The organism is Nocardioides euryhalodurans (assembly GCF_004564375.1).
GTDB lineage: Bacteria > Actinomycetota > Actinomycetes > Propionibacteriales > Nocardioidaceae > Nocardioides > Nocardioides euryhalodurans.
The window spans coordinates 2274293-2298368 of the sequence record NZ_CP038267.1 but is presented as its reverse complement, the minus strand read 5'-3'; the positions used below and the strand labels follow the sequence as shown (position 1 = coordinate 2298368).

Below are 24076 nucleotides of genomic sequence, written 5' to 3'. Positions count from 1 at the left end.
TGCGGTCCGGGCGATGTCGAAACCGCAGTCGCCCGGACGTCTGCCCTGTGGAGGCAGCACCTGCCCCGAGACCCAGGAGGCCACCATGCACTACCTCATCCAGGCGCTCGAGGACGACGACGCCTTTGCCACCCGGGACCACCCCGAGCGCAGCGGCGAATACTGGGAGTCCTGGCAGGGCTACATCGACGCTCTCACCGAGAGCGGCCTGCTCGTCGGTGCGGGTGGCCTGCAACCCCCGTGGACGGCGACGACCGTGCGTGTGCGCGACGGGAGGCGCCGGGTCCAGGACGGTCCCTTCGCGGACACCAAGGAGCAGCTCGGGGGCTACTTCGTCATCGACGTCCCCGATCTCGACACCGCCCTGGCCTGGGCCGAGCGGTGTCCCTCGGCGAGCTATGCCTCGGTCGAGGTGCGCCCGCTGCTGCCCCCGCGGACGTGACCAGCCCCACGGCTGCGGCCGTCGACGAGGTCGCCCGGACGTCGTACGGCCGCCTGGTCGCCTACCTGGCGACGGTCTCGGGCGACCTTGCTGCCGCCGAGGACGCCCTCGGCGACGCCCTGGTCGCCGCCCTGAGCACTTGGCCCGATCGCGGCATCCCGGAGCGACCGGAGTCGTGGCTGCTCACGGCTGCGCGGCGGAGGATCATCGATGCGTCCCGGCGCCGCGACGTGGCGCGCTCGGCCCTTCCGGAACTGGCTCGGGCGATCGAGGAGCGCTGGGAGCAGCAGCCCGCCGGGGAGATCCCGGACGACCGGCTGCGCCTGATGTTCGCCTGTGCCCACCCCGCGATCGCCCCCGAGATGCGTAGCCCGCTGATCCTGCAGGCCGTGCTCGGGCTGGATGCCGCGAGGATCTCCCGGGCGTTCCTGGTGGCTCCGACCACGATGGGGCAGCGGTTGGTGCGGGCCAAGGCCAAGATCAAGGACGCCGGCATCCCGTTCCGGGTCCCCGGACCCGAGGAGCTCCCGGAGCGTCTCGACGCCGTGCTCGAGGCCGTGTACGCCGCCTACGGGACCGGCTGGGACGACGTCGACGGCCTCGACGACGCCCGACAGGAGCTGGTGCCCGAAGCGATCCGACTCGCCCGGCTGCTCACCGAGCTGCTCCCCGGGGAGCCGGAGACCCACGGGCTGCTCTCCCTGATGCTGCACTCGCACGCCCGCCACGACGCGCGCCGTGACGCGAGCGGGGCGTACGTGCCGCTGGCCGACCAGGACGTGACCTCGTGGTCGCGCGAGCTCGTCGGCGAGGCCGAACGTCACCTCGCCGTCGCGCTCGGGGGAGGCCGCCTCGGGCCCTACCAGCTGCTGGCGGCGATCCAGTCCCTCCACAACCGACGCAGCGCCACCGGCCAGACCCACTGGAACGGCATCGTCCAGCTCTACGACGGGCTGATCCGGCTCGCCCCCACCACGGGGACGGCCGTGGCCAGGGCTGCGGCGCATCGGCAGGTCAGCGGAGCGAGCACGGCCCTCGCCCAGCTGGACGCGCTCGTCGCCGAGCTGGGTGAGGCTGCCGTGGCCGGCTACCAGCCGTACTGGGTGCTGCGGGCGCTGTGCGAGCAGGAGCTGGGACTGCCGACCGCACCGGCCTCGGCCGACCGCGCCGTCGCGCTCACCACGTCGCCGCACGTCACCGCGCACCTGCGCCGGACCCTCCGCCCGGGCTCGGCGTGACCGTGGCCCGCCCCAGGGTCCGTGGCACGCTGGGGGCGTGGACGCCCTTGCTAGGCGGGATCACCCAGTCCCCGGTCGACGGTGTCGAGCAGTCGGGTCAGGACCTCCTCCCGCTGTGAGGACGGGAGCAGGCGGAGCGGGCCGTCCAGGCACAGCTCGGCGAAGCCGTGCACCGCGGACCAGCACGCGACCTCGGAGCCGGCTCGGCGCGCCGGATCGAGGTAGCCGGTGGCCACCAGCTCGTCGAGCACGTCGTTGAGCAGGCCGTACGGGCCTTCTCCCGTCGGCGGACCCAGCGGGCTCTCCGCAGCCCCGTCGGCCTTGCTCGCGAACGCCACCCTGAACAGGCCGGGCTCGGCCAGGGCGAACTCGACGTAGGCCCGACCGACCTCGCTCAGGCGTCGACGGGCGCCTGAGACCGGATCCAGTCGTGTCGAGACGGCCTCGATCCGGGTCCGCATGGCCTCGGTGAGCTGCTCCATGGCGTGGGCCGAGATCTCCGTGAGCAGCGCCTCCCGGTCCGCGAAGTGGCGGTAGGCCGCGTTGTGCGACACGCCGACCCGGCGGGCGACCTCGCGCAGGGCCACCCCGTCCGGTCCGGACTCGCGGGCCATCGCGAGTCCGGTCTCGATCAGGGCGGCACGCAGGTTGCCGTGGTGGTACGTCGCGCTGGTCACCACCGAAGAGTAGCCGAGTGTTGACAGCGCCCACATTGCGGAGCATGGTGATGTTGACACCATCCACATTCCTTCGGCTCCGAGTGAGGCACCCATGCCTGTCATCAGGTCCAGGTCCGCGATCCTCGCGACGGTCTGCGTCGCGGTGCTCGCCATCAACCTCAACACCACGATCGTCAACATCGCCCTCCCCACCCTGTCGCGTGAGCTGGATGCGGGGACGCGTGAGCTGCTGTGGATCGTGGACGGCTACAACCTGTCGTTCGCGGCGCTGGTGCTGGCTGCGGGAAGCCTCTCGGACCGGTTCGGGCGCCGGCCGGCGTTGGTCCTGGGCCTGCTCGGCTTCGGTCTGGCCAGCCTCGCCGCCGCCCTCGTCGACTCCTCGGGCGCGCTGATCGCCACCCGCTTCGCCGCCGGTGTCTGCGCCGCCGTCATCTTCCCGACGACGCTGTCGATCATCGCGAACGCCTACACCGACCGTCGTCAGCGCGCCGCGGCGCTGGGGATCTGGGGCGCAGCCACCGGGGTCGGGGTCGCGGCCGGTCCGGTCGCCGGCGGGTGGTTGCTCGAGCACTTCGCCTGGCAGAGCGTGTTCTGGGCGATGGTCCCGGTGGCGGTCGTGGCCATCGTGATGGCGATCGCCTTCGTCCCGGAGTCCCGGGACCCGGGGGTCCCGCCCCTGGACCTGCCCGGGTTGGGGGTCTCCGTCGGCCTGCTCGGGCTGCTGACCTGGACCATCATCGAGGCCCCTGAGGCGGGATGGACGAGCACCCAGACCCTGCTCGGATTCGGCGCCACGCTGGTGCTGCTGTCCGTCTTCCTGCGCCTGGAGCACCGCGCCGAGCACCCGATGCTCGACATCACGCTGTTCCGCGACCGGCGGTTCTCGGCAGCGGCTGCTGCGGTCACGATCAGCTACTTCGCCCTCTTCGGCTTCATCTTCCTGATCACCCAGTTCTTCCAGTTCGTGCGCGACTACTCCGCCCTCGGCACCGGCACCCGGATCCTGCCGGTGGCCCTGAGCATCGCGATCTCCTCGATCGTCGGCGGGCTGCTGGCACCGCGGATCGGGGTCAAGGTCGTGGTCGCCACCGGCATGGCCCTCCTCGGCGCCTCGTTCCTCTGGATCTCGACGATGGAGGCCGACGCCGACTACGCGACCACGATCGTCGGGCAGATGATCCTGATGGGGGCCGGCCTCGGCCTGATCTCGACGCCGGCGACGGAGTCGATCATGCAGGTGCTGCCGCCCGCGCGAGCCGGCGTCGGCTCGGCGGTCAACGACGCCACCCGCGAGCTGGGTGGCACCCTCGGCGTGGCCGTGGTCGGGTCGCTCTTCTCCTCGCTGTACGCGTCCCGGCTCGTCGAGCTCCTGGAGGGTCGGCTCCCCTCGGACCAGCTGCGAGCCGCTGAGGACTCGGTCGGCGTCGCCGACGCCATCGGCGCCCAGGTGCCCGGGGTGGCCGCAGCGATGGAGGAGGCCTTCATGTCCGGGTTGGGTGCGGCGTGCGTGATGATCGGGGTGCTGTGCGTGGCCGGAGCAGTCTTCTCCCTGGTGGCGCTGCCGGGCAATCGATTCGTGCCTCCCTCGGAGCGCGGGGATCTCGCCGACGACCCCGGGCGTCCGGTGACGACGGCGCCGCCCGCCTAGGTCCGTGCCTTCTCGATCCTCACCTCAGCCCGGGCCGCTGGGGTGCGCGAGGTCGTACGCCCGCGAGAGCTTCTGGGGGACGACCATCCGCCACGCGTCGACGACGAGCTCGCGGGCCTCGGTCGGGTCCAGGGCCGCGAGGTCGGCGTGGACCCAGTGGAAGCGCAGGTCGGAGGTCGACGGGAGCTGGAACTTCTGCGGCTCGCTCGCCACCAGCGCCGCTCGCTCGTCCCGCGGGAAGGCGAAGCCCTTCACGGTCTCGTCGAGGGAGAACGCGACGTAGACGATCTGCTTGACCCGGAACTTCAGCCGGCCGCGCACGAACACCTCGTAGGACCGCTCGAGCTCGCTGCCGAGCGGCCGTACGTCGTCGACCACCGCCATCGCGTCCGCTCCTCGCGCTCGTCGTCCCGGATGGGTCGACCTCGGTGGGACCCGGGACTCATCGGTACCCGGGACCCGGCGGGCGAGGCGGTCAGGACGGACGGCCCAGCGGTGTGGTGCCGGAGCGGTGTGCCTCGGCAGCGTCGACCCGGGCCACCGACACCAGCTCTTCGCGGGCCGTGGACTCGAGGTCGACGGTGAGGACCAGCCCGACGCCCTCGGCGTAGAACTTGTGCTCGAGCACCGCGGCTTCGAGGGGGGTCGTGTCGGCGGTCTGGAGGAGCCCGTCGTAGCTGCCGGCGGGCACGGTCGCCCGCTGGTGCAGCGCCAGCACCTCGCCGCGGTCCTCTGCCTCACCTGCGTAGAACTCCTGGCGGTAGGTCATCCCCACCTCGGGGGAGGCCGGCATGATCACGCCCGCCTCCGCACCGTCGACGCCCGCCTCGAAGGATCCTGCGCGCGTGGTCACCTCTCCGTCCTCGAGCTCGGCGGTGTCCTCGCCGAGGTACCAGACGGTCCCGGCGTCGTCCTGGGCGTACCAGTCGAAGGTGTCCTCGATGATCTCGCCGTCGAGGGTGACGGTGTCACGCACGACGCGTGCGGTCACGCCGTTGGCGACCACTCGGGTCTCGGCGGTGGCGGTGACGACGACCCGCACCCTCTCGCCGTCCTCCGTCGTCTCCAGGTAGGTCCAGCGTGTCCCCGGCTCGAGCGGGAACCAGGGGTTGGTCACGTCCGCGGTGAACGCGGAGGGGTCCAGCTCGACGGGCTCGCCGGCCTGCGGGAGCGCGGGCGACGGTGCTCGGCCCGGGGGATCCTGCAGTGCCCCGGGGGTCGATCCGTCACCGCCGCAGCCGGCGAGCGCGGCGAGCAGCGCGGCGCCGAGCACGGCCGGCACGGTGCGCATGGCGCGTGCTCACTCGCCGTCGGACTCGTCGTCGGTGCCGTCGTCCTCGGTGCCGACGACCTGGAAGTCGGTGTCGAGCTGGACGTCCACCTGCGTGCCGTCCTCGAGGCTGACCTCGACCTCGTACTTGCTCTCCTCGTCGTCGACCTCGGTCTCGGTGACGGTGCCGCCGCCCGTCTCCTCGAGCGCTGCCTGCTCCGCCTGCTCCAGGTCGGCCGCAGGGATGGGCTGCTCCCGCCGGTCGTCGTCACCGCCGGTCAGGGCGTAGGCGCCGCCGACGGCGCCCAAGGTCAGGACGGCGGTGGCGCCGAGCACCACGGCGATCCTCTTGGGTGTCAGGTTCATGTCCATGCTCCGACGGTAGGTCGCAGAGATGAGGCGTCGATGAGGCTCTCATCCGGTGCTCATCCACCTCCCTAGCATGGGTGGCGTGCGAGTGCTGCTGGTCGAGGACGAGGCGAAGCTCGCTGCCCTGGTGGCTCGGGGCCTCACCGAGCGCGGCGACGTGGTCGACGTCGTCGGGACGGGGACGGAGGCATTGGGCTCCGCGCGGAGCGGGACCTACGACGTGGTGCTGCTCGACGTGCGGCTGCCCGACCTCGAGGGATTCGAGGTGTGCCGACGGCTCCGCGCGGAGCGGAACTGGACGCCGGTGCTGATGCTGACCGCCCGTGCCGCCGTGGCGGACCGGATCACCGGGCTGGACAGTGGTGCGGACGACTACCTGGCCAAGCCGTTCGCCTTCCAGGAGCTGCTGGCCCGGATGCGTGCGCTGGCGCGACGAGGGCCGGTGCCGCGCCCGACCGATCTCGAGGTGGGGGACCTGCGCCTCGATCCGGCAGGACGGCGGGTCCGTCGCGGCGACGTCGAGGTGTCGCTGTCGCTGCGGGAGTTCTCGCTCCTGGAGGCCTTCATGCGCCATCCGGACCAGGTGCTGACCCGCGAGCAGCTGCTCCACCTCGCCTGGGGCAGCGACCACGAGGTCGCCTCCAACGTGGTCGACGTCTACGTGCGCTACCTGCGGGCCAAGGTCGACCGCCCCTTCGGTGTGACGACGCTGCAGACCGTGCGTGGCGCGGGCTACCGGCTCACGGACGGGACTCCTGGATGAGGTGGTCGGCGGCACGGTGGCCGCTGCGCGTACGGGTCGCCCTGGCCTTCCTCGGCACCACCCTCGTGGCGCTGACGGGCCTGGGGGTGTTCGTGCACGTACGGATGTCCGACGCCCTCGAGGAGCGGCTGCGCGACACCCTCGCGCTCGAGGCCGACAGGCTGACCGCTCTGTCGCCGCAGGCGCGGCTGGAGGCCGTGCAGGCGCTCGGGGGCGAGGTCCATGCCCAGGTGGTGGCGCCGGGGGGCGAGGTGCTGGCCTCCTCCCCGCTGGTGGCCGCGCCCCTGCTCGGCTCCGGGTCCACCGAGGAGGCGCTCCGAGGCACCGGGACCGGCTACGGCCGGAGCACGGTCCTGATCCTCGACGACGACGCATCCGCGGAGGGTCGGCGGGACGCGGAGCGGGAGACGTCGCTGCTGCTGGTCCGGCCGACCGACGACGGCCGGCTCGTCACGGCCGTCTCGAGGGAGGACGCCGACGAGGCGATGGCCGACCTGCGAGCCCAGCTCCTGGTGGGCATCCCGCTCGCCCTCCTCGTGGCGGGGGTCCTCGGCTATCTCGTCGCAGGTGCAGGGTTGCGGCCGATCGAGCGCATGCGGACCCACGCCGCCACGATCTCGCACCGCAACGCGGGGGAACGACTCCCGCTCCCCGACGCCGACGACGAGCTCCGTCGCCTGGCCCTCACCCTCAACGCCATGCTCGACCGGCTCGACGCCGGGTTGCAACGGGAGCGGGGGTTCGTGGCCGAGGCCAGCCACGAGCTGCGAACGCCGCTGACGCTGATGCGCACCGAGATCGACCTGGCGCTGGCGCGGCCACGCGACCCCGAGGAGCTGACGGCAGCGCTCCGCTCGGTCCACGACGAGGTACGCCGACTGATGGCCCTCGTCGAGGACCTGCTCGGTCGTGCCGCCGGCGACGGGAGCTCCCTCTCGATCCGGAGCGACACCGTCGACCTGGCGGCGACCGCTCGGACTGTCGCCGATCGCTTCCGGCCGGCCGCCGGGCCCCGGGAGATCACCGTCCTCGCACCAGGACCCGTCGAGCTCGAGGGCGACGGTCCCCGCCTCGACCGGGCGTTGTCGAACCTCGTCGACAACGCGCTCCGCCACGGCGCCGGCGCCATCGAGGTGGAGGTCCGGACCACCGGTCACGGTGCGGTCGTCACGGTCACCGACGAGGGTGATGGCTTCCCGCCGGAGGACGGGTCCCCCGCGGGAACCAGCGGCCTGGGCCTGAGCATCGTGCGGGAGATCGCCCGGGCACACGGTGGCTCGGTCGAGGTGCTGCGCCGCGACGGTCGGACCTGCGTCCGCATGGAGCTGGCCTCGCCGACCACCACCTAGGGAGCGCCGGCGGGGCCCACCTTCAGAAGTCGATGCGGCGCCCGACTCGGAAGTCACCCGCGTTCGGATCGGTGACGAAGGCGTACGCGCCGTCCATCAACCGGTGCTCGACGACGACGCCTCGAGCGGCGGCCACGAGGGCGTCGACGTCGGGTCCGAACAGCCAGACCACCCAGTAGTCGTCGAACTCGTCGAAGTCGTCGGTGCCGCCGACCCCGGTCCCTTCGACGGCCGCGTCCAACGCCTCGTGCAGCTGCTCGATCGCCGCGACCTCGGGAGCGATGCCCGGCTGCTCCGACACGACCCCGCGAGCCTCCGCCGACCGGCGGAGGGTCTCGGACGTCACCCGGACCTGGACCTCGTGGTCAGCCATGCGCCGAGCCTAGGCACACCGGAGCCGGGTCACCGTGCGTGGCGCGCCACCGGGCCGGCGGCGCGGTCATGCCCCGCGGCCGAGAGCGCGGTGCGCCAGGTCGGCGTGGAGCCCGGTCAGACGTGCGAGCTGGTCCGTGGCCCTGGCCCGCAGCTGCTCGAGGTCGACCCCGATCGCCAGCCCGTCCCGCTGCTGCATCGCCAGCAGGGCATCCCACACCGATGCCTTTCCGGCGACGGCGCTGCGGAGGGCTTCGACCTCCAGGACGTCCGACACCGGAGAACGGCGCAGCAGGCGGCCGTTGGGCTTGAGGCGTCCCATGCGCTCCAGGACGCGGGCGGCGAGTGGGCCGACGTGGCCGCGGTCGCAGCCGAGCTGGTCCATCACCTCGGCCAGGGACGTGCGGTCCTCACGGATGTCGGTGGCGATGGTGGCGAGGGGCGGCCCGAGGTCGGTACCCCGGTGTGATCCCGCGACGCGGTGGGCCAGGTCCACGCCCCCGGCCGCGGCGGTCCAGTGGTTGCGGAGGTAGGTCTCCAGCTCGTTCACGACGACGGCCCGTCGTGCGCGTCGACCTCGTCGGACCCGTCGTCGGGGTCGGTCGCCGGCCCCTCGGGCACGGCGCCGCCCTCACCGCTCCAGTCCGTCGAGGTGCCGTCGTCCAGGCTCGGGTCGGAGGACTCGTCACGGGGGTGCTCGCTCATCCTGCTCGCGTACCCCGTCCTGCCACCGTCCATGCACGCTGTGACGGGCACCACCCGCGGGTCCGTCACGCAGGTCGCACGCGGGTGTCGCGTGACGTGGCGCGGGACGCCGGAGGTGCAGCCGCCCGTGGGGGAGGCGGGTCGGTCAGGCCGAGGGTCGCGAGGGCGGCGGCGACGACGGCGAGCGCCGTGATCCGGAGCGTGAAGTCGACCAGCCCGGCGGACAGCAGGATCGTGGCGGCCAGGAGCGCCCATCGGTCGCCCTGACCATACGGACGCGTGGTCCGAACAGCGAGCACCAGCACCAGCAGCGCGAGCCCGACGCCGACGAGGCCGTACTCGACCCCCCACTGCAGCAGCTCGTCGTGGGCGTGGGTCGTCGCCCGCGCGTCAGCAGCCGAGAGGCTGAATTCCGCCGGCTCCGGCCCGGCGCCCATGAGCGGGTGGTCGGCGATCCGGGCGAGGGCCTCCCGCCACAGGTGGGGGCGCGGCTCGGGCGGCTCAGTCGCGAACCGCCACGCGACCATCGCGCCGCCGGCGAGGACCCCACACGTGGCGACCGCTCGCGGCCGCCAGCCGGGGCGGCTGGCGGCGTACCCGACGAGCAGCACCGCCGCGAGGGCGATCGCGGTGCGACTCCCGGTGGCGATCACGGCCGCCCCCTGCACGAGCAGCGCCAGCGCCGGCAGCCGGCCGCCACGGTGGGCGATCTCCCGGACCGTGAGCACGGACGTCGCCACCAGCAGCATGGCCAGGCCGTTGGAGGATCCGAGCAGGGAGTCGACGCGCGCCGGGTACGGCAGCCGCTGCGACACGGCGACGGCGAGCTCGCCGAGGGCCACCACTGCGTGCAGGCACCCCAGGACGACCATGCCGCCGAGGAAGACCTCCCTCTCGGCGTGGTCCAGGCGGCGGGTCGCGAGGACCGTGAGCACCACCCCCACGACGAGCAACGGCACGCGGACGCCCTCGAGCGTCAGGCCGGTGCGAAGTGGTCCAGCGACCAGCAACCACAGGAGGAGGGCGACCATCGTGACACCGAGGGACACGTGGCGCGGCGGGCGGGCCCGCGCGGTCACCACCGCGAGGGCGAGCAGCACCAGCACCAGCGCCAGGTCTCGGGGACCCGTCCCGCCGCGGGTGGCCACCGCCCATGCGACGGCGGCGAGCAGCACGTACGCCGTCACGGTGCCGGGTCTGCCGGCGGCGGTGGGCCCGTGCCCTCGTCTCCTGCCGCCGGCCCGGCCGTGGCGTGCGCCTGCTTCCTCTTCGACCACGCCGCCCACAGCCCGACGAGCGTCGCGGCGAGCGCCGCGAACGGCGCCAGGTAGAGAACAGGTCGTTGCAGGGCCTCCCAGAAGGAGTCCCCTGGCTCGACGGCCCGGACGGTCGCCACGATCGGCACGTCCTGCTGCAGCGCCCGGTCCCCTGCCCGTCCGGCCACCGCCGCCGTGAACACCAGGTCCACCTGGCCGGGCTCGTCGGGGATGACGGTCCACCGCCGCTCGACGACGTCGTCGGCCGCGACCGCCCCCACCGGAGTCATGGCCTGCGGTGCGGCCGACGAGCCGGTGATGGTGACGTCGGCCGAGGTCTCGCCCTGGGTGAGGCTGATGTCGGCCGCGACCGTCCCGGCGTGCCCGGCCAGGGACATCGTCGCGCTGACGTCGTGCTCCTCGCCCACGGTCATCTCGTCGGGGAGCTCGGTGTCCATGTCGTTGGCCGCCACGACCACGTCGTCGAAGTCGCGCTGCACCGGGTTCACGTCCACGGTCACCTCGACGGGCTGGTTCACGTCCGCCAGCTCGGGAACCTGCTTCCCCTCGACCACCACGGACGGGTGGATGCCGACGACGAGCGTCTGCTCGCCCGGCAGCAGCGGGGTGACGTCCCAGGTCCAGTCCACCGCGAGCCCACCACCCGGCCGTCGGGTGCCTTGGCTGAGGAACTTTCGGGACGGAGACGTCGGCAGGATGACGAAGGCGTCCTCGTCCTGCGCCGTGAGCGTGGCCTCGTTGCTCCAGGACACCTGGACCGTGGGCAGCTGGGGGTTCGTCGCCGTGCCGTAGATGAGGGTGGCCGTGAACGGGACGGTCTCGAACTGGGTGACGTCGTCGGAGGCGAAGCGGGCGTCGAGGTTGGCCTCGTCGAGCGCCTCGTCGATGGTGTCGGCGTCCGGGGGTGGGTAGACCTGCGCGTACAGGGGCGCGACGGCCGGGACCGCGAAGGCGAGCAGCGTGACGGCGGCGACCACGGCCCCCGCGCGTACGGACCTGCTCGACCTCGTCTCCCCGTTCATCGCCTCTCCTCGAGCCAGCGCTCGGGAATGCCCAACCCTTTACCTTACTCCCGTCCGGCACCGGGCGCACCGGTCGCGCGAGTGGGGGCGCTCGACGGTCCGGGGACGACCGGGCAGGGTGGTCCGGAGTCGATCGCAGGAGGAGTGCATGGACGACGAACCGACGCCGACCGAGGGTCCGGACCCCGGACCGTTCTTCCACGGCACCAAGGCCACCCTGGCTCCCGGGGACGTGCTGGAGCCCGGCCGCGCCTCCAACTACGGCGCACGGCGCAGGGCGAACTACCTCTACCTGACCGCCACCATGGACGCCGCCGTCTGGGGAGCGGAGCTGGCGGTGGGGGAGGGCCCCGGCACCGTCTACCGGGTGGAGCCCACCGGCCCCTTCGAGGACGACCCGAACCTGACCGACCACCGGTTCCCCGGCAACCCCACGCGGTCCTACCGCACCGCCCACCCGCTCCGGGTGGTCGACGTGGTCGAGCACTGGGAGGGGCATCCGCCGGAGGTCCTCCAGGCGATGCGGGACCACCTCGCCGAGCTCGAGCGCCGCGGCATCGAGGCGATCAACGAGTGAGTGGTGGCCCTGTCGGGCGCGCCCTGTCGTGGATAGGCTCCTCGTAGCTCTGGCTCTTGGGACCGAGTGGGTGAGCAAGGTGGAGCAGATCCTTGCTCCGTGGCTCGAGCTGGCCACGGAAGCACTGTCAACGACAGCCGCGGACGTCGACTGGTCGGTCGCTGCCGCCCTCCTGAGGGCGCAGTTGCACGCGCCGTTGGCGGGGACTTTCACCTGGCACGCCGCTGGTGGTGCCGACGTGACGGGCTTCCCGCCTCCGACCGGCTACGACCTCGCCGACGTGGCTGGGAGGGCGCCGGGCCTGCATCCGCTTGCCCGCCACTATGCCGAGCACCGTGAGCGAACCGTGCTCAGCATCGATGACGTGCCACCGGTGACCGGTCCCGACGCCAGCGACTACCTGGTGGAGCTGGCCGAGCATGGCATCGAGAAGCACCTGTGGATCCCCCTCCCGCCCGTCGATGGGACTCGGCGCGTGTGCGGCGTGTGCCGGGCCGGCGACGCGTACACGGACCTGGAGCTGGAGCTGGCCACCACGCTGCAACGGACCCTCGCGGGGTTGCAGCTCCACGCTGACGTCATGGCTGCCTGGCGAGCCGGCCACGCTCGGGTGGAGGCGCTGCCTCGCGCGTACGACACGGCTGAGGCGATCCGGCTGACCGCTCGCGAGGTCGCGGTGATGTCCCTGTGTGGGGAGGGGTTCACGACCGCCCGCATCGCGCGGCGTCTGGGAATCTCTCCCCGGACTGCGGAGAAGCACCTGGAGAACGCGTATCGCAAGCTGGGCGTGCAGGAGCGGGTGTCGGCCGTGCGTCGTGCCGAGGCCATCGGGGTCCTGGCGCCCCGCGGGGCACCCGATGGCGTAGCAGCCGCTACGTAGATCTCCGTATGGTCCGGGCGCTGGGTTGGGCGGATCCTCCGAGCAGGGAGGCACGGAGAGGGTGTGCCCCGAGCCCGGGAGGCTGCTGTGAGGCAAGAGCGCGTCGTGGACCATGTGTTGCTCCCCGGACCGCAGACGACGGCGATCTCGGTTCGCGTTGACGGGCTGGACGCCGAGGACGCCGCAGAGATCAGGCGCAGGGTCCAGGAGTACGCAGGAGCGCGTGTCGAGGCGACCGGGGTCACGGAGAGGCAGGTCGCGGCCGACGAGCGGAGATCGCAGCCGGAGTCGATGCACGGGTCTGGGGGTCGCCGGCAGCTTGAGGTCACGATGGATGGGCTGACCACCTCGTCGACCGAGATCGACGAAGCGACGCGGGCTGTGCGCGTCGCCGTGGCGGCCACCACCGGCAGCGACCGGGCAGCCGACGGTGTGCGGGTGTGCGCCACGAGGATCCCGGGCGACGTCATCACGATTGATCCGGTGCCCTGGTGGCAGGGCGGCGGTTGGCGTCTGCCGAGCGGCCCACGTCCACCGGGGCTGCCACCCGATGCGTGGGTGGTGGCGATCTACCTCGACCAACATGGCTGGAACGCGGCTCGCATGGTCGTCCTCCCCCGTCGCCCCACGGACCCCGCTGGGTCCTTCCTCCCCAAGTCCGACTCGCTCGTCGGGCTGTCGAACGACACGGACTGGGCCAAGGAGATCCGCGCGGAGAACGTGTGCAGTGGCTCCGTGCGATCTGTGTTCCAGCCGGGACGCAGCGCGAGCACGCGCTGGATGACGCTCGGCGCTGCATCGGGAGACGACGGGGAGGACACGGTGCTGTTCCGCAAGCCCGGGTTCCTCGGCATCTGGCACGACGTGGGTCACTTCCGCAGCGACCAGTACTGGGCGGCTTTCGGCGGAACGTCGGTCGACTACCGGTGGCGTCGCGGCTGACCGGCATCGGTGAGGCGGAGGACAACATGTGTGTGCGGATCGATTCAGTCGTACAGTCCGGCGGGCGTCTCGAGCTCGTCGGCGGACCGAGCGGGTGGGGAGACGGACGCTGGCTCCTGCCGGTGAAGGACGTGGTCGCCCTGATCGAGGAGCCCACGCAGCAGTGGGACTTCTTCGTCGAGGAGCCGGTCGGCGATCGCGTGAGCGTCGTGACCAGGACGAGCGGCGGGACCACGTACCTCACCACCGTCCCAGACGGTGTCCCGAACGCCCAGAACAACCTCGCCAACCTTCCGCAGCCGCCTGGTGGGGGAGAGCAGAAGCCGCCCCAGAACGCAGCCTGGCTCCCAGGTCCGCGGATGCCACGAATGGACCAGTTCGGGCGCTTCAAGAACACCCCGGGGCCTTCGGGCGCCTACTACGCGCTGCCGACGACGGCTGTGAGCTTTCGTCTCGTTGCTCCGTGGCCGGGGGACCTGCGATTCACGGTGAGGCGCCTCATGGACGGGCAGCCCAACCTCGAGGTCCCGCTGCCGGCCCGCCGACCCGATCCGCCCTGGGTCGACCACACACCGTTGGAGCCTGGCTTCGTGAAGCGGGACCTGAGCCTGTGGTGGGCGCAGGTGGCGCTCCCGGCGCCGGCGCTCGGGGTCTGGGTGCAGGCTGAGACTTTCGAGATCGAGGTCCGGCACGAGTCGTTCAACCCGTACTGTCCAGCGCCCCGGCTGAGCGATCCGCTGCGCATCCTGCTCGGACCGAGAAGGGTGGGGCACAACACGGTCACTGTAGGAAGTGGAGGTGGGGGCGCGGGGCCCACCACGGGTGTGATCACCGTTCCGTTCGTCGGGGTCGGAGAGGGGCGGCCGGGGCACCCGACGAGCTTCACCGCCGACACCCGTCAGGTGGCGGGGGTCCCAGCGGGAGCTGTCATCACGTCCACGGTCAACGCGTCGCAGACCGCGCCGCAGGCCGCGGGGGCCGTTCGTGCGCGGCAGCCACTCGGAGGGCTGCGGTACTCGCTCACCGATGTCACGGGAGCAGCCCGTGGCATGTCCGGTAGCGCGGATGCGCAGCTCGGGGCCGGTGCCGCCACGTCGATGTTCAACGGGCTGCAGGTTCGGGGGACGTGGACGGCTGACTACGTCGGGGGAAGCGTGGCCTTCCTGTATGAGGGCGCAGGCGCGTCGACCCCGCGGCTCAATCCAGTGATCGCGCTCCGGGTGTCGTGGGCGGTGGCCTGAGCGAACCAGGTTCAGCCCGACGTCGACCCTGGATGCCGCGCTAGCCTCGACCATGCAGATCGTCGCCGCCACCTTCGCGGCCTTGGCCGCGCTCGTGCACGTCTACATCTTCTACCTCGAGTCCCTCGCCTGGGAGGCGCCCGCGACGCGGCGGACCTTCGGGGTCACCGAGGCGGAGGCGAGGACCACGCGGTCACTGGCCTACAACCAGGGCTTCTACAACCTCTTCCTCGCCGTCGTCACGGCCGCGGGGATCGTGTCGCTCGGGATCGACGAGGCCGTCGGGCTCGCGCTGCTGGTCGCAGGGACCGGCTCGATGCTCGCGGCCGCCCTGGTGCTCGTGACCTCCGACCGGTCGAAGGCGCGTGCCGCGCTCGTCCAGGGTCTCCTTCCCCTGGTGAGCCTGGGCGCGGTGGTCGGTGCGGTCCTGTGAGGTCGGCGCCGGCGTGACTCCGCGCCCGTCGCGACGTTGAGAGGGGCGTACGCCACCTCGACCCCCGGAGCCCCCATGCCGCGCCGCGCCCCGCTCGCCGTCGTCCTCGCCGCCCTGCTCGTCACCGCCGCAAGCCCGGTCGCCGGCGGCGAGGTGGCCCCGCAGGAGCGCCCGCTGCGCTACGTGGCGATGGGCGACTCCTACAGCGCCGCCTCCGGTGTGCTGCCCCTGGACCCGACCGCACCGCCGCAGTGCCTGCGCTCCACGCGCAACTACCCCCACGTGATCGCCGAGCAGCTCGGCGCCCGGCTGACCGACGTCACCTGTGGTGCGGCCGAGACCGCTGACTACCGGCAGGAGCAGTACCCCGGCGTCGCCCCGCAGCTCGACGCACTCGGGCGCCGGACCGAGCTGGTCACCATGACCATCGGCGGCAACGACAACGGCGTCTTCATCGGCGCCATCGCCAAGTGCGGCACCGCCGGCCTCTCCACTGCCGGGACCGGAAGCCCCTGCCGGGAGCAGTACGGGCAGTCGTTCGTCCGGACGATCCGGAACAAGACCGCCCCGGCGCTCGTGCGGGCACTCCGTGCCGTGCACCGGAACGCGCCGCGGGCGCAGGTCGCGATCCTCGGCTATCCCTGGATCGTGCCGACCGAGGGCGGCTGCTTCACCAGGCTGCCGATCGCCGAGGGCGACGTGCCGTACCTCCGCAACCTCCAGCGGGTCCTCAACCTCGCCGTCGAGCGCGCAGCCGCACGGACCGGCTCGACGTACGTCGACCTGAGCGGGGTGTCCGACGGGCACGACGCCTGCCAGGACCTCGGCGTGCGGTGGGTCGAGCCGGTCGTCACCAGCACCAACCCGGTGATCGTCCACCCCAACGCGCTCGGCGAGCGGCGGATGGCCCGGCGGGCACTGCGGGTGATCGGCCGCTGATCCGCCGGCCGGCCGCGGAGCTCAGCCGCCGATGAGGTCTGCGGCGAGCTGCACCACCCGGTCGTCCTCGGCCACCGGCGTGAACCCCAGCCGTACGACGACCAGGTCCTCGGACGGCACGACCACGATCCACTGGCCGTCGTGGCCCTCCGCGAAGTAGGCGTCGGCAGGCAGGGTCGGCTCGACCAGCGTGCCGTCCGGGAGCTCGTTGGCCCACCAGCCGGCGGCGTACCCCTCCCGCTCGCCACCCGCGTCGACCGCGGTGGTCGTCTCCGCCATCCAGCCCTCCGGCAGCAGCTCCTCACCCTCCCACTCGCCGTCCTGCAGCGCGAGCTGACCGATCGCCGCCCAGTCACGCGGGGTCGCCCACAGGTAGGAGGAGCAGACCGGGGTGCCCGACGCGTCCGGCTCGAGCACCGCGCTGGACATGCCGAGCGGGGCGAAGACGGTCTCGCGGGGCAGGTTGGCGCCCAGACCGGTCCGTTCGCCGAGGATGTCGCAGAGGAGGGTGGTGCTCCCGGAGGAGTACTGCAGGTGGGTCCCGGGCTGGTGGGCCAGCTCCTGGCTCGCGACGTAGTCACCCATGTCGGGCTCGAGGTAGAGCATCCGCGTGATCGGCGTCCCGAGGTCGTAGGTCTCGTCCCACGCCAGCCCGCTGGTCATCGACAGCAGGTCGCGCACCGTGATCGTGGAGCGCTCGTCGCCGCGCCACTCCGGTCGCAGGTCGTCGTCGTCGAGGCTCACCTCGCCCTCCGCGACCAGGCGGCCGACGACCAGGCTGGTCACGCTCTTGCTCATCGACCAGCCCAGCTGCGGCGTCGTGGCGTCGAACCCCTCGGCGTAGCGCTCGGCCACCAGCTCGCCGTCCTGCATGACCAGCACCGCGCGGGTCCCCAGCTCCTCGCGCGCCCCGGCGTCGAGGTCGTCGCCGAAGGCGCGCGCCACCGCGGCCTCGGTGTCGGGGGCGGGTGTGGGCTCCGGCACGTCCGCGTACGGGTTGGTCGTCGTCACCGCCAGGGGGTCGGGCAGCTCGGGGGCCTCGTCGGCCAGGGTGCAGCCGAAGCCGTCCGTGGCGAACGCGCGCTGCCGGGCGAGCAGGCCCAGGATCGAGCCCTGCACCGCGCCGTCGTCCGTGGTCGCCGTCCGCAGCACCGGCACCAGCGGGTTGGGCGGGAGGTCGTCCTCGGGGTCGTCGCGGCCCGCGATGGTCTCCAGCGCGCACGCGTTGTGGGCGGCGTACCCGGTGCCGGTCAGGAGCAGCGGGCGCTGCCACCAGTAGCCGGCCACCAGGGCGACGAGGAGGAACAGGAAGAGGCCCAGCAGGAGCCGCCGCACGATGCGCACGGAGCGAAGGCTACGACCATGCCGCCGCGACGTCCGGTGGTGAGGGCATGCTGGTGCCCGTGCGCTTCACCGAGAACGAGCTGACTGTCGCCCTCACCGGCGCCGCCAAGGTGCTGGTCGCCGCCCGGAAGGACGTACGCCGGGGGCGTCTCGACGTCGACGAGACCTGGGCCGCGATGTCGGGCTACGAGCGCTTCCAGCTGCTCGACGGGATCGGCGACCAGCTGCTGCCCGTGCTGGTGGCGCTGCCCGACGTGGACGTGGAGCCCGGAACCGCTCCGACGTTCACCGACACCCAGGTCCGCGAGGCGGTCGAGGGCCAGCTGGGGGAAGGGGTGTCGGGCCGGCTGCGACGCAGCGTCGTGGTGCGCGCACGGGTTGCCCTCGTCCAGAGCGCGCTCGCCGCGCTCCCGCCGCGTTCCGACCCGGACGGGCTGGTGGTCCCGGACCACCCGCCGGAGTCCTGACGGCGCTCAGCCCAGGACCAGCCACACGCCGACGACGCCCGGGACCGTGCCGACGAGCAGCCACGGCGTCAGCACGGGCCGCCGGTGGATGGCCAGCCCGATCGCGACGCCCATCACGCCGAAGGCGCCGGCGATCACGCACAGGCCGACCCGGCCCACCGTGTCCTGCCCGTCGAGGAAGAACGCGGCGATCACCAGGCCGACGCACAGGTGCAGGATCGTCGTGACGGCGAGGACGGACATCACCCACTGCTGGACCCGCGCCAGCCGGGCGTCGGCCTCGGGGTCGCGCGGCGGCCGTGGCGCGGTCGGGTCCATCAGGTGACGGGCCCGACGGGGCTGGGTCGGCTCGGGCATCGTCCGATTGTGCCCGGTGGTCACGCCGCGGCCGGCTGCGCCTCCCCGATCGGGTCCAGCGCCCGGTCGCCGTCGTACGCCGCCTGGTCGAGCAGGCCCTCCCGCTTGGCGACGATCGTCGGCACCAGCGCCTGGCCGGCCACGTTGGTCATCGTCCGCATCATGTCGAGGATCGGGTCGACCGCGAGCAGCAGGCCGACGCCCTCGAGGGGGAGGCCCAGGGTGCTGAGCGTCAGGGTCAGCATGACGACGGCACCGGTGAGGCCGGCCGTCGCCGCCGAGCCGACCACCGAGACGAACGCGATCAGCAGGTAGTCGGACAGTCCGAGCTCCACGCCGAAGAACTGCGCGACGAAGATCGCGGCCAGGGCCGGGTAGACCGCCGCGCAGCCGTCCATCTTGGTGGTCGCGCCGAGCGGGACGGCGAAGGAGGCGTACTCGGGGGCGACGCCGAGGTTGCGGGTGGTGACGTACTGGGTGACCGGCATCGTGCCGACCGAGGAGCGCGACACGAACGCCAGCTGCAGGGCGGGCCAGGCGCCGGAGAAGAACTTGGCCGGGCTCAGGCCGTGGAGCCGCAGCAGCACCGGGTAGACGACGAAGAGCACCAGCGCGCAGCCGATGTAGACGTCGAGCGTGAAGACGGCGAGCGGGGAGACCAGGTCCCAGCCGTACGTCGCCACGGCCGAGCCGATCAGGCCGAGCGTGCCCAGGGGCGAGAGCCGGATGATCCACCACAGCACGGTCTGCACCACGGCCAGGAACGACTCGGCGAACGCGAGGAAGGGCTCCGCCTTCGCACCGGTCCGCAGCACCGCCACACCGATCAGCAGCGCGACCACCACGATCTGGAGGACGTTGAAGTCGAGGACGACGGCGCCCTCCTCCACCGAGCCGCTGAGTCCCAGGATGTTGGCCGGGACGATGCCGGTGAGGAAGTCGAGCCAGGAGCCGGTGCTGTCCGGCGCGGCCGCACTGCTGCCGTCGACGTTGGTACGGAGACCCGGGTCGGTGAGCAGGCCGAGGGCCATGCCGATCGAGACCGCGATGGCGGCCGTGATCGCGAACCACAGCAGGGTCTGGCCAGCGAGCCGCATCGCGTCGGTGACCTCGCGCAGCCGGCTGACGCTCACGACGATGGCGAGGAAGACCAGGGGGACGACGATGGTCCGGAGCAGCGTGACGAAGGTGCTGCCGAGGATCTCGAGGAAGGTGGTCAGCCCGGCGACGTCGTAGGTCCGGGCGACGAGCCCGAGGACGACGCCGACCACGAGGCCGAGCAGGATCTGCGCCCAGAAGGGGAAGGCGCGGCGGGGGGTGGGGGACACGGGGAGGACCTTTCCGAGAGGCTTCAAGCGGTGGGCACGACCTCAGGGCAACACGCCGCGCGGCCGCCGGGATTCCGTCTCCCGACGTGGCTCCGGGCACATCGCGGACCACGTGCTCCGGACGTGACGAGCGGCCGGTGGGAGCGCATCCCACCGGCCGCCCGGTTCGCCGGAGACGGGTCAGGCCCCGGCGTACACCTCCTCGCGGGTCTCGAGGGCACGGGCCTTCCGCTCCTGGGCCACGGCCCAGACGATGCCGGAGATCCACATGACCGCGACGACGGCCGCGATGAGGCCGACTGTGCCGCCGGTGGCGCCGAGCGCCTCGGCGATGGTCTTGGAGTTGGTGAGGACGATGAGGCCACCGGCCGCGACACCGAGGACGCGGGCGGGGAGGTGCTTGACCAGCCAGGCGGCGATCGGTGCGGCGATGACACCACCGGCCAGCAGCGCCAGCGCGTAGTCCCACGGGATGCCCGAGCTGCTCAGGGCGAACAGGAAGCCCAGCGAGCCGCCGACCGCGACCACGAACTCGGAGGTGTCGATCGAGCCGACGACCTTGCGGGGCTCGAGGCGACCCGACGACAGCAGCGTGGTGGTGCCGACCGGTCCCCAGCCGCCGCCGCCGATGGAGTCGAGCGTGCCGCCGACGAGGCCCATGGGGACGAGGAACTTCGCGCCGGGACGGGCCTTGAACTTCGGGCGGCGTCCGCCGAGCACGAGGAACCGGTAGATCACGTAGAGGCCGAGGGCCATCAGCAGCCCGGCGACCCAGGGCTTGGCCGTGTCGGCCGGCAGGCTGGCGAGGAACGTCGCGCCGGCGAAGGCGCCGACGAAGCCCGGCAGCGCGAGCGTGGACACCGTCTTCCAGTCGACGTTGCCCAGCTTGTGGTGGGAGAAGCCGGAGACCAGCGAGGTGCCGATCTCGGAGAAGTGGACGGCTGCCGAGGCTGCGGCGGGGGCGACCCCGACGGCCAGCAGGAGGGTGGAGGACGTGACGCCGTACGCCATCCCGAGTGAACCGTCGACGAGCTGGGCCAGGAGGCCCACGAATCCGAGGACGAGCAGCTTGCGCATGTGATGACCCGTTTCTTGATTGTTCCTGCTATTCCTACTGAACAACTCAAAATTATGGGGATGGTGGACCAGTCAGGTCAAGTCCCCGGATCCGGCGTGTCCGGCAGGATGGTCCCCATGTCGCAGTGGCTGGAGAGTCTGAGCACCCTGCAGGTGCTGTTGCTGGTGCTGGCCGTGACGTTCGGGCTCTCGGTGCTCGCCGTCATCGTGGGGGCCGTGCTCGTGCGGCTCGGCATGCGTCGCCCGGCGGTCGTCGAGTGGGCCTCGCAGCTGGCCGAGCGCGTCTTCACCCTGGTCAAGCGTCCGCTCACGATCGTGGTGCTCGACGAGGTGGCGGCGGTGCTGCGGACCGGCCACTACACCGAGAACATCTCGCGGGCGATCACCGAGAACCACGACCAGCTCAAGGCGCTCATCGCCGAGAAGGTGCGCCAGGACCCCAACGTGCGCCTGATCGGCAAGCTGCCCGGCTACGACGCGATCGTCGGCGAGGTCACCGAGACCACCCTGCGGGTCGTCGTCGAGATGCTGGCGGACCCCCGCACCGACGAGCTGGTCAGCGACCTGCTGCGCAACAACCTCGAGCAGATCAAGCAGGCGGTCCGCAGCGAGGCCCACGTGGACGTCGAGCCCCACGACCCGCCCGACCCGGTGACCCGACCGCGCCGGTGACCCGCCGTCAGTCGAGGCGGTCGAGCAGCTCGGTGACGCGGGCGTGCCGTCGGCGTACGACCTCGCGGTCGGCCTCCTGCGCGATCGCCACCTCCGCGCGCTCGAGCACGAGGTCGGCCTGGCGACGCACGGGCTCGCGCTGGTCCTCGTGGGTGAGGCAGGGCACGAGCCGCTCCAGCGACTCGAGCAGGTGGACGTAGACGACGACGTGGAAGTCGGCCGACTGCCGGATGGCGTCGAAGCAGACGCCCACCATCATCCCGAAGGTCACCGGGTCGCCGTGGATCAACCGGGGCCGACCACCGGGCCCTGCCAGCACGGTCGGGGGAAGCGAGCGCTCGGCGAGCCGACAGAGCGCGGCGCCGAGGTGGTCGGTGCAGGCGCAGGCGGTGATCGGGTCGTTGATGGCCGGTGACAGCGAGCGCACGGCGACCTCGACAAGCTGCTTCACGGGGAACTCGGCGTCCTGGTCGTGCGTGCGTCGCGGCCCCGTGACGAAGCCGTCGGCGATCTTCTCGCAGGTCTCGCGGGACAGGTCCGCGGCCGCGGTCCCGTCGCCGGTCCAAGCCGTCGCGACCGGGGTGCGGCCGACCAGGAACTTGCCGGGCCGGTGGTCGAAGCGGATCACCAGGTCCTGCTCCTCGCAGAGCTCGACGAGCTCCTCGAGGTCGATCAGCTGCAGGTAGCCGGTCGACGCCGCCATGATCGAGGTCCCCTCGCCCTGCAGCTCGACGTCGCTGTCGGCGCGGCGGACGTCGTCGGCCTCGGCCGGGTCGGGGAAGAGCGAGTCCATCGTGCGGCCGACGTCGCGGGCGATCAGGCCGACCAGGTTCATCGCCTGGATCGTGGTCGCGATGTGGTGCACGAACACGATCAGCATGACGACCGCGGCGAAGGTCAGCGCGATCGTGACCATGACCGAGATCCGGGGGAGGTCCTCGGGGCTGTCGCTGGTGCGGCGCAGCACGAGCACGGCGTAGACGAAGACCGCGACGAAGGAGCCCATCGCGGCCTGGTTGACGCGGTCACGCACGAAGTTGGTGAGGATCCGCGGGCCGAACTGGGTGCTCGCCAGCTGCATGGCCACGATCGTCACCGACAGCACGGTCGCGGCCACGGCCACCATCGAGGCGGCGACGGTCGTCAGCACGTTCTGGGCCCCCACCGGGCCGCCGGTGGTCAGCAGGCCTCCGAGCGTGCCGTCGTACCGGTCGTCCAGCCAGAGGGTCAGCGTGGCCAGCACGGCGGCGGCCAGGCACATGCCCAGCGGGACGAACCAGAAGCCCGCGCGGAGCCGCTCGTGGAGGCTCTGCCACCAGGTGTGCACGTGCGCTCCGCTCCTCGACCGTCGATGCTCGGAGCAGCATGGCCCACGACGGGCGGCTGCGCCATCCGTCGGCGGGTACGGTGCGCGTACGAGCTCCTCGGGAGGTGACGGCGATGAAGCGACAGCTGCCGAAGCGGCGCGACCTGGCCCCGCTGCTGAAGTTCAAGGAGCCCGTCTGGTCCCCGAAGGAGCGGCGCCTCGCGCGGGCACTCACGGTCGAGGACCTGCGGCGGATCGCGCGCCGGCGTACGCCGAAGCCGGCGTTCGACTACACCGACGGCGCCGCCGACGGCGAGGTGTCGCTGGCCCGGGCGCGGGAGGCGTTCGCGGACGTCGAGTTCCGTCCTTCGATCCTGCGTGACGTCTCGGACGTGGACACCTCACGGAAGGTGCTCGGCCAGCGGGTGGCGCTGCCGTTCGGGATCGCACCGACCGGCTTCACCCGGATGATGCACGCGGAGGGCGAGATCGCTGGTGCGACGGCCGCAGAGGCGGCCGGCATCCCGTTCTCGCTGTCGACGATGGGCACCACCTCGATCGAGGACGTGGCCGCCGCGGCGCCGGGCGGTCGCCACTGGTTCCAGCTCTACATGTGGAAGGACCGCGACCGCTCGATGGCGCTGGTCGACCGGGCGGCGAAGGCGGGCTACGACACGCTGCTGGTGACGGTCGACGTCCCCGTCGCCGGTGCGCGGCTGCGCGACGTCCGCAACGGCATGACGATCCCACCCACGCTGACGCCGCGCACGGTCGTCAACGCGGTGCCGCGGCCGGCCTGGTGGATCAACTTCCTCACCACCGAGCCGCTCGCCTTCGCCTCGCTCGACTCCTGGTCGGGCACGGTCGCCGACCTGCTCGACACGATGTTCGACCCGACGGTCACCTACGACGACCTGGCCTGGATCCGGGACCAGTGGCCGGGCAAGGTCGTGGTGAAGGGCGTGCAGACCGTCGACGACGCCCGCCGGGTGCGCGACGTCGGGGTCGACGCCGTCCTGCTCTCCAACCACGGTGGCCGGCAGCTCGACCGCGCCCCGGTGCCCTTCCACCTGCTCCCCGAGGTGGTCGCCGCCGTCGGCGACGACCTCGAGGTGCACCTCGACACCGGCATCATGTCGGGGCAGGACGTCGTCGCGGCGGTGGCCCACGGTGCCCACTTCACGCTGGTCGGGCGGGCCTACCTCTACGGCCTGATGGCCGGTGGTCGTGAGGGCGTCGACCGGATGGTCGAGATCCTCACCGGCCAGGTCGAACGGACGATGCGGCTGCTGGGCGTGCGGACGCTCGACGAGCTCACGCCCGAGCACGTCGTGATGCTGCGTCGGCTCCGGCCTCGCTGAGACCGCGACGCAAGCCC

28 protein-coding genes are annotated in these 24076 nt (G+C 72.3%); 14 read left to right on the top strand and 14 right to left on the bottom strand.

Annotation, left to right across the window (positions count from 1 at the left end):
• Positions 1–85 precede the first annotated feature (85 nt).
• On the top strand, positions 86–442 hold the full coding sequence (locus tag EXE57_RS10935) for a YciI family protein (protein WP_135077445.1): 357 nt from the start codon (positions 86–88) through the stop codon (positions 440–442).
• Positions 439–1680 (top strand): RNA polymerase sigma factor, encoded by a 1242-nt coding sequence (locus EXE57_RS10930; protein WP_135077443.1) that lies wholly within the window; start codon positions 439–441, stop codon positions 1678–1680. Before EXE57_RS10935 ends, EXE57_RS10930 begins: the two co-directional genes overlap by 4 nt.
• Positions 1681–1730: 50 nt before the next feature.
• On the opposite strand, the gene EXE57_RS10925 is transcribed toward EXE57_RS10930, so the two are convergent.
• On the bottom strand, positions 1731–2357 hold the full coding sequence (locus EXE57_RS10925) for a TetR/AcrR family transcriptional regulator (protein WP_208542823.1): 627 nt from the start codon (positions 2355–2357) through the stop codon (positions 1731–1733).
• A gap of 94 nt (positions 2358–2451) precedes the next feature.
• Between EXE57_RS10925 and EXE57_RS10920 the strand changes: the two genes are divergently transcribed.
• Complete coding sequence (locus tag EXE57_RS10920; RefSeq protein ID WP_135077439.1) at positions 2452–4008, top strand: MFS transporter; 1557 nt, start codon at positions 2452–2454, stop codon at positions 4006–4008.
• 24 nt (positions 4009–4032) lie between these two features.
• On the opposite strand, the gene EXE57_RS10915 is transcribed toward EXE57_RS10920, so the two are convergent.
• The 3 genes from EXE57_RS10915 to EXE57_RS10905 all read right to left on the bottom strand — a co-directional run bounded on the left by EXE57_RS10915 (position 4033) and on the right by EXE57_RS10905 (position 5650).
• Entirely contained in the window at positions 4033–4392 is a 360-nt protein-coding gene (locus tag EXE57_RS10915; protein ID WP_135077437.1) for an MmcQ/YjbR family DNA-binding protein, read from the bottom strand.
• 91 nt (positions 4393–4483) lie between these two features.
• Complete coding sequence (locus tag EXE57_RS10910) at positions 4484–5299, bottom strand: hypothetical protein (RefSeq protein ID WP_135077433.1); 816 nt, start codon at positions 5297–5299, stop codon at positions 4484–4486.
• A 9-nt stretch (positions 5300–5308) separates the two neighbouring features.
• Positions 5309–5650 (bottom strand): PepSY domain-containing protein, encoded by a 342-nt coding sequence (locus tag EXE57_RS10905; RefSeq protein ID WP_208542822.1) that lies wholly within the window; start codon positions 5648–5650, stop codon positions 5309–5311.
• A gap of 79 nt (positions 5651–5729) precedes the next feature.
• Here EXE57_RS10905 and EXE57_RS10900 point away from each other — a divergent pair, with 79 nt between their 5' ends.
• On the top strand, positions 5730–6410 hold the full coding sequence (locus EXE57_RS10900; protein WP_208542821.1) for a response regulator transcription factor: 681 nt from the start codon (positions 5730–5732) through the stop codon (positions 6408–6410).
• The gene (locus EXE57_RS10895) at positions 6407–7759 is read left to right on the top strand and encodes an ATP-binding protein (protein WP_135077429.1); all 1353 of its coding nucleotides are present in this window, start codon (positions 6407–6409) and stop codon (positions 7757–7759) included. The genes EXE57_RS10900 and EXE57_RS10895 overlap by 4 nt, the downstream gene beginning before the upstream one ends.
• A gap of 22 nt (positions 7760–7781) precedes the next feature.
• On the opposite strand, the gene EXE57_RS10890 is transcribed toward EXE57_RS10895, so the two are convergent.
• From EXE57_RS10890 to EXE57_RS10870, 5 genes are all read right to left on the bottom strand, one after another.
• Positions 7782–8132, bottom strand: a complete 351-nt coding sequence (locus tag EXE57_RS10890; protein WP_135077427.1) for a hypothetical protein — start codon at positions 8130–8132, stop codon at positions 7782–7784.
• Between the two features lie 66 nt (positions 8133–8198).
• On the bottom strand, positions 8199–8681 hold the full coding sequence (locus EXE57_RS10885) for a hypothetical protein (protein WP_135077425.1): 483 nt from the start codon (positions 8679–8681) through the stop codon (positions 8199–8201).
• The gene (locus EXE57_RS10880) at positions 8678–8836 is read right to left on the bottom strand and encodes a hypothetical protein (RefSeq protein ID WP_208542820.1); all 159 of its coding nucleotides are present in this window, start codon (positions 8834–8836) and stop codon (positions 8678–8680) included. Before EXE57_RS10880 ends, EXE57_RS10885 begins: the two co-directional genes overlap by 4 nt.
• 65 nt (positions 8837–8901) lie before the next feature.
• Positions 8902–10023 (bottom strand): O-antigen ligase family protein, encoded by a 1122-nt coding sequence (locus EXE57_RS10875; RefSeq protein ID WP_135077421.1) that lies wholly within the window; start codon positions 10021–10023, stop codon positions 8902–8904.
• Positions 10020–11135, bottom strand: coding sequence for a hypothetical protein (locus tag EXE57_RS10870; RefSeq protein WP_135077419.1), 1116 nt, complete (start codon positions 11133–11135; stop codon positions 10020–10022). The genes EXE57_RS10875 and EXE57_RS10870 overlap by 4 nt, the downstream gene beginning before the upstream one ends.
• A gap of 148 nt (positions 11136–11283) precedes the next feature.
• Here EXE57_RS10870 and arr point away from each other — a divergent pair, with 148 nt between their 5' ends.
• From arr to EXE57_RS10840, 6 genes are all read left to right on the top strand, one after another.
• Positions 11284–11712 carry an NAD(+)--rifampin ADP-ribosyltransferase gene (gene arr / locus EXE57_RS10865; protein ID WP_135077417.1) on the top strand — a complete coding sequence of 143 codons (429 nt, stop codon included), beginning with the start codon at positions 11284–11286 and terminating at the stop codon, positions 11710–11712.
• A gap of 70 nt (positions 11713–11782) precedes the next feature.
• Positions 11783–12592 carry a helix-turn-helix transcriptional regulator gene (locus EXE57_RS10860; protein ID WP_135077415.1) on the top strand — a complete coding sequence of 270 codons (810 nt, stop codon included), beginning with the start codon at positions 11783–11785 and terminating at the stop codon, positions 12590–12592.
• Positions 12593–12922: 330 nt separating this feature from the next.
• Positions 12923–13534 carry a hypothetical protein gene (locus tag EXE57_RS10855; RefSeq protein ID WP_135077413.1) on the top strand — a complete coding sequence of 204 codons (612 nt, stop codon included), beginning with the start codon at positions 12923–12925 and terminating at the stop codon, positions 13532–13534.
• Positions 13519–14775, top strand: coding sequence for a DUF3892 domain-containing protein (locus tag EXE57_RS10850; RefSeq protein WP_135077412.1), 1257 nt, complete (start codon positions 13519–13521; stop codon positions 14773–14775). Before EXE57_RS10855 ends, EXE57_RS10850 begins: the two co-directional genes overlap by 16 nt.
• Positions 14776–14827: 52 nt before the next feature.
• Positions 14828–15208: a DUF1304 domain-containing protein gene (locus EXE57_RS10845; protein ID WP_135077410.1), complete on the top strand. Its 381-nt coding sequence runs from the start codon at positions 14828–14830 to the stop codon at positions 15206–15208.
• A gap of 75 nt (positions 15209–15283) precedes the next feature.
• Positions 15284–16147, top strand: a complete 864-nt coding sequence (locus EXE57_RS10840) for an SGNH/GDSL hydrolase family protein (protein ID WP_135077408.1) — start codon at positions 15284–15286, stop codon at positions 16145–16147.
• Between the two features lie 21 nt (positions 16148–16168).
• Here EXE57_RS10840 and EXE57_RS10835 read toward each other — a convergent pair whose 3' ends face one another.
• On the bottom strand, positions 16169–17491 hold the full coding sequence (locus tag EXE57_RS10835; protein ID WP_135077406.1) for a serine hydrolase domain-containing protein: 1323 nt from the start codon (positions 17489–17491) through the stop codon (positions 16169–16171).
• 47 nt (positions 17492–17538) lie between these two features.
• On the opposite strand from EXE57_RS10835, the gene EXE57_RS10830 reads away from it, so the two are divergent.
• Entirely contained in the window at positions 17539–17958 is a 420-nt protein-coding gene (locus EXE57_RS10830; RefSeq protein ID WP_135077404.1) for a hypothetical protein, read from the top strand.
• 6 nt (positions 17959–17964) lie between these two features.
• Here EXE57_RS10830 and EXE57_RS10825 read toward each other — a convergent pair whose 3' ends face one another.
• From EXE57_RS10825 to EXE57_RS10815, 3 genes are all read right to left on the bottom strand, one after another.
• The gene (locus EXE57_RS10825; protein WP_135077402.1) at positions 17965–18315 is read right to left on the bottom strand and encodes a hypothetical protein; all 351 of its coding nucleotides are present in this window, start codon (positions 18313–18315) and stop codon (positions 17965–17967) included.
• 20 nt (positions 18316–18335) lie between these two features.
• Positions 18336–19643 (bottom strand): dicarboxylate/amino acid:cation symporter, encoded by a 1308-nt coding sequence (locus EXE57_RS10820; protein ID WP_135077400.1) that lies wholly within the window; start codon positions 19641–19643, stop codon positions 18336–18338.
• Between the two features lie 180 nt (positions 19644–19823).
• Positions 19824–20720: a sulfite exporter TauE/SafE family protein gene (locus EXE57_RS10815; RefSeq protein WP_135077398.1), complete on the bottom strand. Its 897-nt coding sequence runs from the start codon at positions 20718–20720 to the stop codon at positions 19824–19826.
• Positions 20721–20837: 117 nt separating this feature from the next.
• On the opposite strand from EXE57_RS10815, the gene EXE57_RS10810 reads away from it, so the two are divergent.
• On the top strand, positions 20838–21392 hold the full coding sequence (locus EXE57_RS10810; RefSeq protein ID WP_135077396.1) for a hypothetical protein: 555 nt from the start codon (positions 20838–20840) through the stop codon (positions 21390–21392).
• Positions 21393–21399: 7 nt separating this feature from the next.
• On the opposite strand, the gene EXE57_RS10805 is transcribed toward EXE57_RS10810, so the two are convergent.
• Complete coding sequence (locus tag EXE57_RS10805; RefSeq protein WP_135077395.1) at positions 21400–22719, bottom strand: DUF2254 domain-containing protein; 1320 nt, start codon at positions 22717–22719, stop codon at positions 21400–21402.
• Between the two features lie 113 nt (positions 22720–22832).
• Here EXE57_RS10805 and EXE57_RS10800 point away from each other — a divergent pair, with 113 nt between their 5' ends.
• Entirely contained in the window at positions 22833–24059 is a 1227-nt protein-coding gene (locus EXE57_RS10800) for an alpha-hydroxy acid oxidase (RefSeq protein WP_135077393.1), read from the top strand.
• Positions 24060–24076 lie beyond the last annotated feature (17 nt).

Bases quoted from the DNA above. Each gene is read 5' to 3' on its own strand.
- EXE57_RS10845 (WP_135077410.1), top strand. From the start codon at position 14,828: ATGCAGATCGTCGCCGCCACCTTCGCGGCCTTGGCCGCGCTCGTGCAC.
- EXE57_RS10920 (WP_135077439.1), top strand. From the start codon at position 2,452: ATGCCTGTCATCAGGTCCAGGTCCGCGATCCTCGCGACGGTCTGCGTC.
- EXE57_RS10870 (WP_135077419.1), bottom strand. From the start codon at position 11,135: ATGAACGGGGAGACGAGGTCGAGCAGGTCCGTACGCGCGGGGGCCGTG.
- arr (WP_135077417.1), top strand. From the start codon at position 11,284: ATGGACGACGAACCGACGCCGACCGAGGGTCCGGACCCCGGACCGTTC.
- EXE57_RS10815 (WP_135077398.1), bottom strand. From the start codon at position 20,720: ATGCGCAAGCTGCTCGTCCTCGGATTCGTGGGCCTCCTGGCCCAGCTC.
- EXE57_RS10840 (WP_135077408.1), top strand. From the start codon at position 15,284: ATGCCGCGCCGCGCCCCGCTCGCCGTCGTCCTCGCCGCCCTGCTCGTC.
- EXE57_RS10895 (WP_135077429.1), top strand. From the start codon at position 6,407: ATGAGGTGGTCGGCGGCACGGTGGCCGCTGCGCGTACGGGTCGCCCTG.
- EXE57_RS10855 (WP_135077413.1), top strand. From the start codon at position 12,923: ATGGATGGGCTGACCACCTCGTCGACCGAGATCGACGAAGCGACGCGG.
- EXE57_RS10915 (WP_135077437.1), bottom strand. From the start codon at position 4,392: ATGGCGGTGGTCGACGACGTACGGCCGCTCGGCAGCGAGCTCGAGCGG.
- EXE57_RS10890 (WP_135077427.1), bottom strand. From the start codon at position 8,132: ATGGCTGACCACGAGGTCCAGGTCCGGGTGACGTCCGAGACCCTCCGC.
- EXE57_RS10800 (WP_135077393.1), top strand. From the start codon at position 22,833: ATGAAGCGACAGCTGCCGAAGCGGCGCGACCTGGCCCCGCTGCTGAAG.
- EXE57_RS10825 (WP_135077402.1), bottom strand. From the start codon at position 18,315: ATGCCCGAGCCGACCCAGCCCCGTCGGGCCCGTCACCTGATGGACCCG.
- EXE57_RS10810 (WP_135077396.1), top strand. From the start codon at position 20,838: ATGTCGCAGTGGCTGGAGAGTCTGAGCACCCTGCAGGTGCTGTTGCTG.
- EXE57_RS10830 (WP_135077404.1), top strand. From the start codon at position 17,539: ATGCTGGTGCCCGTGCGCTTCACCGAGAACGAGCTGACTGTCGCCCTC.
- EXE57_RS10905 (WP_208542822.1), bottom strand. From the start codon at position 5,650: ATGGACATGAACCTGACACCCAAGAGGATCGCCGTGGTGCTCGGCGCC.
- EXE57_RS10910 (WP_135077433.1), bottom strand. From the start codon at position 5,299: ATGCGCACCGTGCCGGCCGTGCTCGGCGCCGCGCTGCTCGCCGCGCTC.
- EXE57_RS10935 (WP_135077445.1), top strand. From the start codon at position 86: ATGCACTACCTCATCCAGGCGCTCGAGGACGACGACGCCTTTGCCACC.
- EXE57_RS10880 (WP_208542820.1), bottom strand. From the start codon at position 8,836: ATGAGCGAGCACCCCCGTGACGAGTCCTCCGACCCGAGCCTGGACGAC.